Here is a 10,096-nt window from a genome sequence, read left to right on the forward strand (position 1 = left end):
GGCTCAAAGCCGGTATTTTTGTAAATCGTCTAAGCCAATGGTCAATCAAACGGCAAACAATATTTGCGTATGGCCAGACCGACTAGAAATAATGCTGGTGCTACCACAAACATCACGATTTTGAGTGACGTCATAGTGCCAGTATCATCTAAAAGAATGCGTCCTGTACCAAGCCCCATTGTAAACAGAAACAAACCCATAAATACAACGCCCGGGACCATGCATAGAACAGACAAGGGAACGAACACGGCAAAGCGTACCGCTTTTTCCGTCTTCGAAATCGGCCCATATGCTTCACGGTCAAACACGGGCCGTAGATATCTTGGCAACATGGCGCTATTCCATCCGATCTTGTTTCGGCGGATTATTCCATATCCCAAAACAGATTCCAACATCCTACTTTTACCTCACCAGACCCGTCCCGGCCATGATGGTTCGGACACCAACGCATCGAAGGCAGTATCAGCCGAGACAAGCTTCAATCCGCGCGTGATCGCTGTTGCCGCGATGAACCTGTCAAATGGATCGCGGTGCGCCCATTCTAACGTAGCTGCAAGAAGGCTTGCCTCTGCCGATACTTCCACAAGTCGTCCGCCCTGTTCGTCGGCAAGCCCGACCAACCGGGGGAGAAACGGCTCCATTTCCGGCCATTTGCCCAGCCGGACCTTTTGTCCAATCTCGAACAAGCTAATGGCGCTGATTGAAACCGTCTCTGCCTGCTCAATGGCCTCCGTGGCAATGACTGAGAGGCGGGCGTCCGCCGTCAGCGACCAGGTCCATGTGTGGGTGTCGAGCAGGATATGCTTCACTCGCCACCCTCCCAAAGCGCCAACTCATCGTCGCTCATCGGCTCGAAGAAATCGGGTCCAGATCCTGTCAGTTGCCCTTTCAACAGGCCAATCGTGAATCCGTTCTGAGGAACGGGGACGATCCTTACGACGGGACGCTTGCCCTTGGCGATGATAACCTCTTCGCCTGCCAGTGCCGCCTCGATAAGCTTTGACAAGTTTGTTTTTGCCGCGTGGACTGTGACCTGCATTTCAGCCTCCATTAGCTAACTTAGCTAATATATAAGCTATAACCTACCCGCGTGCAAGGAGTGGCTTGGGGAGCGGCGAAAGACTTCCTTATCCAAATTCAGAGATACCGCGCAGCATAACGGCGACGAAGGTCAAACTGTGCCCACATTCTATTCATAAAGCCGAGTCTAACTTTTAGATGGGGGTATTTTCAAAATGAATCAGAAGCCGATAATCGCTACGGAAAAGGATCTCCGTAGATCTTCCGCAATTCAGGCTTTATTGACGCAATCGCTAGCCGTTTTACCTACTGAGATCGGTGACCCCATCCGCCCGGTATCAATTGGTTTTTTCCAGCAACTTTCTCCGCTCCTCAGTTCAGAAGCCAGTGTAACCGCATTACGTCGTGCGATCGGTGCATATGTTCATTCTAAACGCTATTATCTCGCTTGCCGCCAGGAAGGCGCCATGCGTTATGATTGCAATGGCAACCCTGTGGAACCTGTTTCAGACGATGATCGACAGAACGCTGAAAAATGCTTGTCGACGTTTAAACAGAAAAATACCGAGACTACCAAGCAACATTCCGCCCCTCTTGTGGTGGCTGATCCACAAAGCAAGAGAGACCTTATCCGTGCTGCTCTGCTTGGCAAAAATCGGGATTGAACTATTCGTTCCGATAGGCCCAGATAATCGAGGCCGTTGCCGAAGAGGGTGAAAAACGACACAAACATCGAAGATTTGCTTGGCTTCGCAACAATGGTATTAACAGTACACGGCGCCTGGATTGTCGGCTTGCCAACATACCTCATAGTCTATCGACTACGAAGCTAGACGTGACGCCTTTGACATTACAAGCTTTCTCAAAAGCGCAATGTTCACATAAAAACATAACTATCCCGCCACGCTCAAATGCTGCGCGTTTGACCTGAGCAGAGCCATGATGACCGGACCAAGTGAAAATTCGCCGCGCTCCGCCCTTGAAGTTAAATCCCGCAAGTACCCACCAGCCGATTTGATGTGTCCGGAACGTTCCAGAATGCAGGCAATCACGACGGCTGCATTTTCCTGTCCCATTATTTCGCAGGCCTCCTGATAGGCACTTGGACTGACACCAAGCATCGATCGGACCACAACCGCGGCTGACATGAGGTCTCGCCAGTTTGCTATTGAGCCGGCCGGCCCATAATCGGTGATTTGAGGACATGCCTGCAGCACCATAGCCAATGAGAACGCTTTCAATGGCGTGCTCGTCTTTGGTCCGACTAGAGCTTCGGTTGCCCCCTGCTCTTTTCTAGAGCGAGGTTCAAATTCAGCGGTGGATTCGGTATTTGAATTCTGTATGTGATGCTCATTATGATCATCATTGCCGCTCATTTCATTGAAATTTGCGTGAATTTCCAACTGGTTGATGACTTCCTCGCGCAACAACTTCATCTCTTCGAGTAAGCTTTCAACGATTTGACGTGATGGAGAGTGTGGAAGGCGGCTCATAAGATCGACGTAAACGGTCTCCATATGAATCCAGTTGCCGGAAATGCCCTCTTCCATCGCTGCTGTAATTAGCTTCCGAACATCGCGACGACAGATGGTCAAAGCTTCTTTCGCGCGACGGAATAGACGGGCTTCTTCGGCCACCTGCTGGGCCAGCTGCGCGAGTTCTGCATGACGGGCCAACAACGGCTCCAGACTGAAGCCAAACGCCTCTTCGACCTTCCCTGCCCTATCCCGGTGCGCATATCGCTTTCCATTCGGGCTATCACGACGCTCAATCAGTCCTGCATCGATGAGCGCTGCGAGCGCACGGCGAAGCGTTGCGCCGGATATACCGTGGGCACGAACGGTAAGTTGTGCATTGGATGGGAAAACGATCAAACCTGCCTTATCGGACAGCTCGCCATCCGGATAGAAGCTCAGCAATGCGTTCAATACGGATAGCGCGCGATCTTGAATGCCAAGCATCGTTCGCGCTTCGCATACGTCACGGAACACTTTCCATTTGTCCACTGCCTGCCCTGTCCTCACTTCGGGCTTGGCAAACTGGCGCTTCACGAGCGCAAGCTTCGCTGGCCGCCGCCCAAAGGGCGTCGTCACATTTCCAAGCTGCATTGTCTTTCACCTTCCTTTAGGCAAAAGAAATCCACTCACCATAACGGTGCCAAAGACTCTTGACAGTGATTCATGGAAATGCGATTCTCAGGTTCCTACATCCGAGAAGGGCTTCCACGACGGCAACGTTTTGGGAGCTTTTTTCTTTTTGTGGTCTCTCCATATTGACCCGTTAGTCTTAAGCGGACTAGCGCCATTCAGGCCTTAAACCGCTCGTTGAACTTTTGAAGCAGTTCCGGCATTCGGTCCGCCAACCATTCGGCGAATGGCGCCTCCTGCTTCGGGATCGTCATCACGACACCCGACGGCGTATACTTCATGCGTCCGTAGTTGCGATCGTTAAATGTAAAGTCCCTTGTTTCAATAGGCTCCACGCTATCAGACGCCTTCGCCATAGAAGCGACCATTGCGAAACGCGCAGTGCTATCTGCTGCGATAAATTTTTCCGTGCTTATCAGATTGTGGATTGCTTCAAGTCGGCTGTGATCTTTCAAAGCTTCGGCAAGTGCTGTCCATTTAGGACGCCCGACAGATTTTGCACGACCGATCGCATAGATGATGTCTGCAGGAACCGTTGAGCTAACCTTGAAGAGATGCGAGACAGCTGCCTCACTCAGCCCCAATACCGGACATATGGCTCGATGCGAAAACCCAACGTTTTTAAGGTTGACTGCCCACATAGCTTGCTCAATCCAGGTCAGTCCCTCGCGCACACCATTCTCAAGCGATTGCTCTTCGATTAACTGACGATCTGTAAGCTCTCGTATGAACGCCTTGATTTTGGGTGGCTCGTTTTGGGAGGATTCTTCCATCAATGACTTTACGGCCGCTAGCCTTCTGTATCCATAAGCCAGTTGATAGTGACCCGGCTTCGATGGATGGGGTCGTACCAAAACTGGTATCTTCTGTCCTTCGGAAGCAATGGATGCTTTCAACAATTCCAGTTCTTTGTTGGCTTCCTCGTCATTGTCAAACCGATCTTTAAACGGCGACCGCTCTATCTTATTCGGATCAAGAGTGACAATACTCTCTTCGCTCAGTTGCGATAGCGCGCGACCTACATTCGAAATGACAGGTGATGAATGACGCCGAGAAAAAGAATTTAAATCACTATGCTCGATCGGATCGTCGATATCAGCTTTGCCTTCGGCATCTGCCATTCTTTTGAGAATGTTCTTTTTCATTAGGATCGCTCCCAAACCTTATGTATCAGGGCAAGGATTTCAAAATTCACGCGGTCCGCGCTTTCTAGGGGCACGCTTGAGTGCTTCACGGCCTACTTCGCCCGGCTCCAACTCGTAAAGGGTCTTCTTAGCCACTGCCGCACCAGCTATAGCAGTCGATTCAAGTGCTTCCGCGACCAAGACGTCATTGCCAAATAGACGACGCATTACACCGGACATGTATTTCTGTGGACCATCGTTTGGATTAACTCTGGTCAATAAGAACTTAAAATGATCATGTTCAAACTGCGCTCCAAATTGGGCTAACGCTTCGGACAAATCAGAGATCATTATGAGAAACTGATTACAGGAGGCCACATCCAGCATCGCTGGATGGACAGTTACACAATTAAAGACGTTGCCGCATAGAGTGCAGCAAGAGTCGTATAGCCGAGCGACGGCGGGGTATCTAGAATGACGAGATCGTAATCATCTTGGATCGAGAAAATCGCTCTGCCTAACCTTTCAAAGAACAGACCAAGTTCATCCCTATTCCGAGACGTCAGATATGATGGCGTATCGAATTCGAAATCCATAAGTTCAAGATTGCCCGGCACCAGATCCACGCCGGCGAAATACGTGGAACGAATAACTTCCGAAAGCGGACGGCGTTCATCGTCGTAACGCAATGCAGCATATGCAGTTTCATTTTCTCCAAGATCAAACTCGGGCTGGATCCCGAACATCGACGTCATGGACGCCTGTGGATCTAGATCGATGCAAAGCACTCGATAACCTTGGAGGCCCAGGAAGTGAGCCAGATGGACAGAGGTTGTCGTCTTGGAGCTACCGCCTTTGAAGTTTGATGTTGCAAGGATCTGCAATCTTTCGCCCGCTCGACGACGTGGCAGCAATTCCAGAGCTCCGTCAGGTCTTAAATCTGCTAGAAAGGATCTTAGCTGGTTCACCTGATCCAATGTGTATGTGCGACGATTGTTTTCCGCTCGTTCCGGCTGTGGCCCCTTCCCTTCTATGGTAAGCTGCCGGAGTGTGCTTTCAGGGACATTCAGTAGACGAACGAGATCAAGTGTGGAGAAAGTACGCGTAAATGTCTTACGTGCTTGCGGTGGATAAAACGCTTCCCGCATATCCCGCAGTTCCACTGAAAGCTTCGAGGTGTAACCTTCGATCTTTGAAGCGGTATCTCTGACGCTGATAGGAGTGGGTTGAAGCATTCTTTCCTCTTGACGGTTATGAACCCGAAAAGCATTCATTACCGTCAAGATACCCATATCTATCGATTCTACAACAGATTTTTCGTTAATGAAAAGTTAATGCATAAACGAGACGAACTTTACAGTTGTAAAGTTTCTCAAGCACCTTACTTCTTCCGAGCTTTACAACTGTAAAGTCGCAGAGATGACCACTCTATCCCTCTGTCGATTGCTGGCGCCGCAGTCGCCGGCTACGCCTAAAGAAACCGTGATTAGAATCGGCATCCTTAGATGGAACACCATGTGTCATGTCTCCTGTCTTTCTAAAGGATCTTTGGATGGAAATCATTCTCATAATGGCCGCCACCAACCAATGTCAGCGCATAATTTTTTACTGAACTATGGTTTCGCCAACAATCTATGCGAGCTTAATGATGGTGCTGGACCGAAGGATGGTTGCCCTATTAGCAACCTAGGGAACCCTGTCGGGTGGGTTAATTGGCCCATGCAAAGCCATTGGTTTGCAAATTCGCTTCCGTTCTTAATGAACCTATAACGCCTTAAGATCCTCAGATAGCGGAGGGTTAATCCATCGGCTGTGCTCCGACGAATAGTCGAGAACAACAAGCGACCGATCAGTTGTCGCTTTTGTAATGAAAGCCGGCGGCTGTTGGGAGCTTTTCAGATTGGACAATCTAAGAAAATCCATCAATAGACGCCGGTTGTGGAGCGCAGTAGTTAGAGACGGCAGCAATCACGCTGATCTACCGGAAGGGTTCTCTGGTTGGTCAGGACTGGATATCTGGACCAATGCCTCTGATTCCAGTCGAGCTACGTTGTGGCTGCAATCGAGAGAAAAGGTTGGCTAATTCGCTGCGTTATTCAAGCGTCTCTAAGACAACGTAACTCATTTATTTAGCCATTCGCGACTGACTCGCTCAAGGTAGAAGCGACTTCGAGTCGCTCCTTGTCGCGCGACTGAATCTCAGTGTAGATCAAACGCCGACCACATCTTGGCGATGTCGTATCGATTACTGAGCGCTTCGCTCAGTATTATGTTGCAGGATCGACCGCTCATGTCAGACGATTGCAACCGACACGGCAACAGGTCCTTTGCGGTTGAACCGAACTTGGAAGCGGACGTTTGTCCCGATCGAAACGTCCTCGAACTCGCCGCGGGCGATCGATGACTTGTGCGATAATATTTCCTTCGGGTATGAGCCAATCCGGATGAAGAACATATGCCCGGAGATTGATTGGACATAGCCGGCCTGCTCTGAGATGCGCCTCGTGAAATGATTCTCTCGATTGGCAACAGGCCGAAATGTGGGCGGAGACTTCTCATCAATTTCATCAAATAGGCTGGCGGCTTTGGCCGCTTCGCCTCTTACAAACAGGAACTGAGCGAGATCGAAACGCGCCTCATAATTAGCATCTCCGGTCGAATAGGCTCGCCGCAGATGACTCTCGATGAGGTCATCATCACCGGCATTCTCCACGACATGATGACGGGCGATCTCGGAATGCACCGCCTTGTCGTCGGGGCTATTGGTCAACGCCTCGTTCAGCACCTTAAGCGCTTCGCCAGCGCGGTCCCGAGAGCGATAAATGCGCGCCACCCTTATCGCCGCGCCAGAGCCCTTCGGGTTCAGGCGAAGGGCCTTTTCCAATGCGCGTAACGCTCGATCTTCTTGATCCATTTCCTCGCGATAACGCGCCTCGATCTGGATTATGTCCGGATCGTCGGGGAATTGCTGTAAAGCCAGCCTGATCCGGCTTTCAGCATCGCGTGTTTTCTCCGCAAAAAACATCGCGTCGTGCTCCTGAGCGTCGTCGCTCAGCTCTCGGTTGAGTTCGACAATCTCGTCGACAAGCATTTTGCATTGGCTCGAGGCCGCAAATCGACTACTGGTCGACAGCGAGTTGAGCCGTTCACGGGCTCTCCGGCGCAGCTGGTCTTTAAGCAACGGTGAGTCGACTTTGGTCGCCCGAATTCGATCAATTTCGGCTTGGGTGTGGATGACGGCTGTGTTTTTCTCATCAATGGCATGGGCCTCATTCGCCCGGCGCTCCGCTTCATCCAGGGAGCCTCGAGGATGGTGAAGTTCGAACAGCGCCCATTGTTGGTAAAGAAATGCCTGGTTTGGGGCGACTGATATTGCAGCTTCATAGATACGCCGGCCTGGTGAAGGTTCAGCGAAAGTATCGGCAAGTGCGCGACCTTTTGTAATCTGCTCAAGTGCCTTGGAGTCCGACGAGTACCCAAAATCAAGACCCGAAATTAGGCGGCAGAACTGATCGGCTTTCTCATCATCGCTTGGGCAAGCCTGCCTGAAGACAAGTTGCGCCACCCGAGGGTGGCGGGTAAGATAGCTGTAGTCACGGGAATACTTGTCTACTTCAGCGCGAACGATGTTTTGCAGCGGTGCAAAAAACTTCTCTTGATAGTCCGAAAAACTGATGCCGGAGATGCGTGAGATTGTGCCTGCACGGGCGCTGACTTTGTATTGGTGCATAGTCGCGATGTCGAGATAAAGCTGTCTTGCTTGCTCAGGGCTAATGCGTTGGTGCTCAAGACGAAGAACGTCTTCGAAAGGCCTGCCTTGCGTTAGCTGATGCAGAGCAACAAGCAACTGCCGTTCAGCCACGTTCTCAAATCGCCGAATGCGCTCATCCCTTGTCTCATTGCTGAGCAGACCTAGGCATTTATGCTTCTCAAGAAGGTCAAGGAGGCCATCGATCTCCTTTCGGGAAAGATACCGTACTTTCAGTTCGGGACCAGGAAACTCGCTCTCCAGCGGATCGCAATAGGTATTCCAGTCTGAGTCTCTCTCTGCTCCCACCACCACAAGCGGCAGTTTTGCAGCACGGGCGTGCCGAAGTAGGGCGAGCAATTCATGCACATGAAGCCCTACATCGTCGACGAATAGGTAGATTGTTTTTCCCGTCAACTCATACAACTCGGAGAACACCTCTGGCCGGAGTGCGCCGTCTGGCCTGAACCAGACGACTAGCATATTCGACGCGGTTGCAGCCTCCCAGGCGGATCGTTTCAAAGCAATCGTCTTGCCTGCGCCAGCAGGACCCTTGGCCATTAATAACACGGGTCCGCCAGGAGCATCGTTCTCAAGAACGGCTTTAAAAAGGATATCGTCTTCGACCTGACGGCGGACGTCCAACCGGTTGACGATAGCCCCCCAACCGGTATCATAGCCTGAATAGAACTGTTCAGCTGTTTGGGGTTCGAAGGGCATCTCGGCGTGGATGAACGTCAGATCGTCGCGGAGCGACTTGTTCGTTGCGTCTGATTCGAGACTATGCGTCTTAAACAGGCGCCGGATCGGGAAATCTGCGACATCGGCCGAGTGTGAAAGACGCCGGAAAAGTGGAGGTATGGCCTCGTCGAGAGTTGCCATGAACTCTCCGAAATAGCCCTTGATCAGCTCCACGTTTTTCGTAGCCCAGAACGCGACATCTTCGGCTTCCGCGTTCGGCGTCACCATGTACCAGCGTGGTCGTCGACCTGGACCAAGATTGTAGATTAGATCCCGGATATGGGAGTCATCAAGGCGATAGCCTACGAAGATGAAGGTGTGTTCGAAAGCCATATCTTGAAGGCGCAGAAACAGCCGTGAACGGTTTTTTGAGTAGGTCGAGTAAACCTCGCGCGAAAGCACCGGTGGAATATCAGCATCGTGGATGTGATTCAGGCAGCCATGAAGTTTTAGATAAGGCACTGGATTTGCAAATTCCCGAAGCCTTTCATCGATGGGCTCATCGTCTTTGACGAGCGGAACAATCTGCTGGATCTTCGTCGTGACCTCACCTTGTTGGCGCAATTCCTCTTCAACCTCGGCCGGCATGCCGTGGTCGGGATCGATCTCGCGTTGCTGCGGCCGCCATAAATGATGGGCAACGAATTTCAGCAACAGGGCTTCGGGCGCGGGGAAGGGCAGGGGCCTGCCGGTTGCAGCCATCGACCAGGCTTCGAGATAGGCCAAATCCGAAGTCAGCGCGCGCAGCGTGTTTTCGCCCATGCCTTCATTGACCAGATGGCGCAGCGTCTCGACATCCTCATCGGTCAATATCCCGGCCAACATGTCGCGGCGGTTCATTGGCAGGACGGCGGCGATCGTATCGAGCTGTTCTGCCCGGGTCTGGACATTCGAAGACACGGGGTTCGGTCTGGTCATTGTACGATGCTTCTCGATTTAAAAACTTGCGGAAAACCCGGAAAATCCGTATATTACGGAAAACGGAGGTTGATCATGACATCCACTGTAACAGCTGCAGCCATTTCCAAGAATTTTGGCGCTTACCAGGACGCTGCCGTGCGCGATCCGGTTATTATTACCAAGAACGGTCGCCCGCGCACTGTTCTGCTCGCTTACGAGGATTATCTGCGTTTCATGCGACGGGAGCGTCGCGTCGAATTGACCGGTACGCTGACCGAAGATGATCTCGCGGCTGTTGAAGCCGCCTCGATGGAAGCAGGCCTTGAGCATCTCGATCGTGAACTGAACGAAAAATAGCATGATTCCGGGTGAGCCCAAGGTCGGCTGGATTTTCAGATACTCGTATTTGTGGCACT

At 51.5% G+C, this 10,096-nt stretch carries 8 protein-coding genes and 2 pseudogenes; 2 read left to right on the forward strand and 8 right to left on the reverse strand.

The genetic code is table 11. The annotated features are described in order from the left end of the window. Positions 1-41: 41 nt before the first annotated feature. Genes C9380_RS24885 through C9380_RS24895 form a run of 3 tightly spaced genes read right to left on the reverse strand, consistent with a single transcriptional unit; the run spans position 42 to position 1,039 of the window. Positions 42-395, reverse strand: a complete 354-nt coding sequence (locus C9380_RS24885; RefSeq protein ID WP_128095005.1) for a hypothetical protein — start codon at positions 393-395, stop codon at positions 42-44. Positions 396-407: 12 nt separating this feature from the next. After that, on the reverse strand, positions 408-809 hold the full coding sequence (locus C9380_RS24890; protein WP_128095006.1) for a type II toxin-antitoxin system VapC family toxin: 402 nt from the start codon (positions 807-809) through the stop codon (positions 408-410). Continuing rightward, a complete protein-coding gene (locus C9380_RS24895; protein ID WP_038594974.1) occupies positions 806-1,039 on the reverse strand; it encodes a type II toxin-antitoxin system Phd/YefM family antitoxin in 234 nt (77 codons plus the stop codon). Before C9380_RS24895 ends, C9380_RS24890 begins: the two co-directional genes overlap by 4 nt. 196 nt (positions 1,040-1,235) lie before the next feature. Between C9380_RS24895 and C9380_RS24900 the strand changes: the two genes are divergently transcribed. Beyond that, positions 1,236-1,685, forward strand: a complete 450-nt coding sequence (locus C9380_RS24900; protein WP_109989713.1) for a ProQ/FINO family protein — start codon at positions 1,236-1,238, stop codon at positions 1,683-1,685. A gap of 228 nt (positions 1,686-1,913) precedes the next feature. Here the strand turns inward: C9380_RS24900 and repC are convergent, their stop codons facing one another. The 5 genes and pseudogenes from repC to C9380_RS28060 all read right to left on the reverse strand — a co-directional run. Further along, complete coding sequence (repC, locus tag C9380_RS24905) at positions 1,914-3,128, reverse strand: plasmid replication protein RepC (protein ID WP_128095007.1); 1,215 nt, start codon at positions 3,126-3,128, stop codon at positions 1,914-1,916. Between the two features lie 197 nt (positions 3,129-3,325). Further along, complete coding sequence (gene repB, locus C9380_RS24910) at positions 3,326-4,312, reverse strand: plasmid partitioning protein RepB (protein ID WP_128095008.1); 987 nt, start codon at positions 4,310-4,312, stop codon at positions 3,326-3,328. Continuing rightward, positions 4,312-5,526 (reverse strand): annotated as a pseudogene (gene repA / locus C9380_RS24915) (plasmid partitioning protein RepA). Before repA ends, repB begins: the two are co-directional and overlap by 1 nt. Positions 5,527-6,584: 1,058 nt before the next feature. Beyond that, entirely contained in the window at positions 6,585-9,344 is a 2,760-nt protein-coding gene (locus C9380_RS24920; RefSeq protein ID WP_282183937.1) for a P-loop NTPase, read from the reverse strand. Continuing rightward, positions 9,330-9,698: pseudogene (locus C9380_RS28060) on the reverse strand (integrase); the annotation flags it as partial. The gene C9380_RS24920 and the pseudogene C9380_RS28060, both read right to left, overlap by 15 nt. 75 nt (positions 9,699-9,773) lie before the next feature. Here C9380_RS28060 and C9380_RS24925 point away from each other — a divergent pair. Beyond that, positions 9,774-10,037 (forward strand): type II toxin-antitoxin system Phd/YefM family antitoxin, encoded by a 264-nt coding sequence (locus C9380_RS24925; RefSeq protein ID WP_128095010.1) that lies wholly within the window; start codon positions 9,774-9,776, stop codon positions 10,035-10,037. Positions 10,038-10,096: the final 59 nt, after the last annotated feature.

The organism is Brucella pituitosa, assembly GCF_003049685.1.
Lineage (GTDB): Bacteria > Pseudomonadota > Alphaproteobacteria > Rhizobiales > Rhizobiaceae > Brucella > Brucella pituitosa.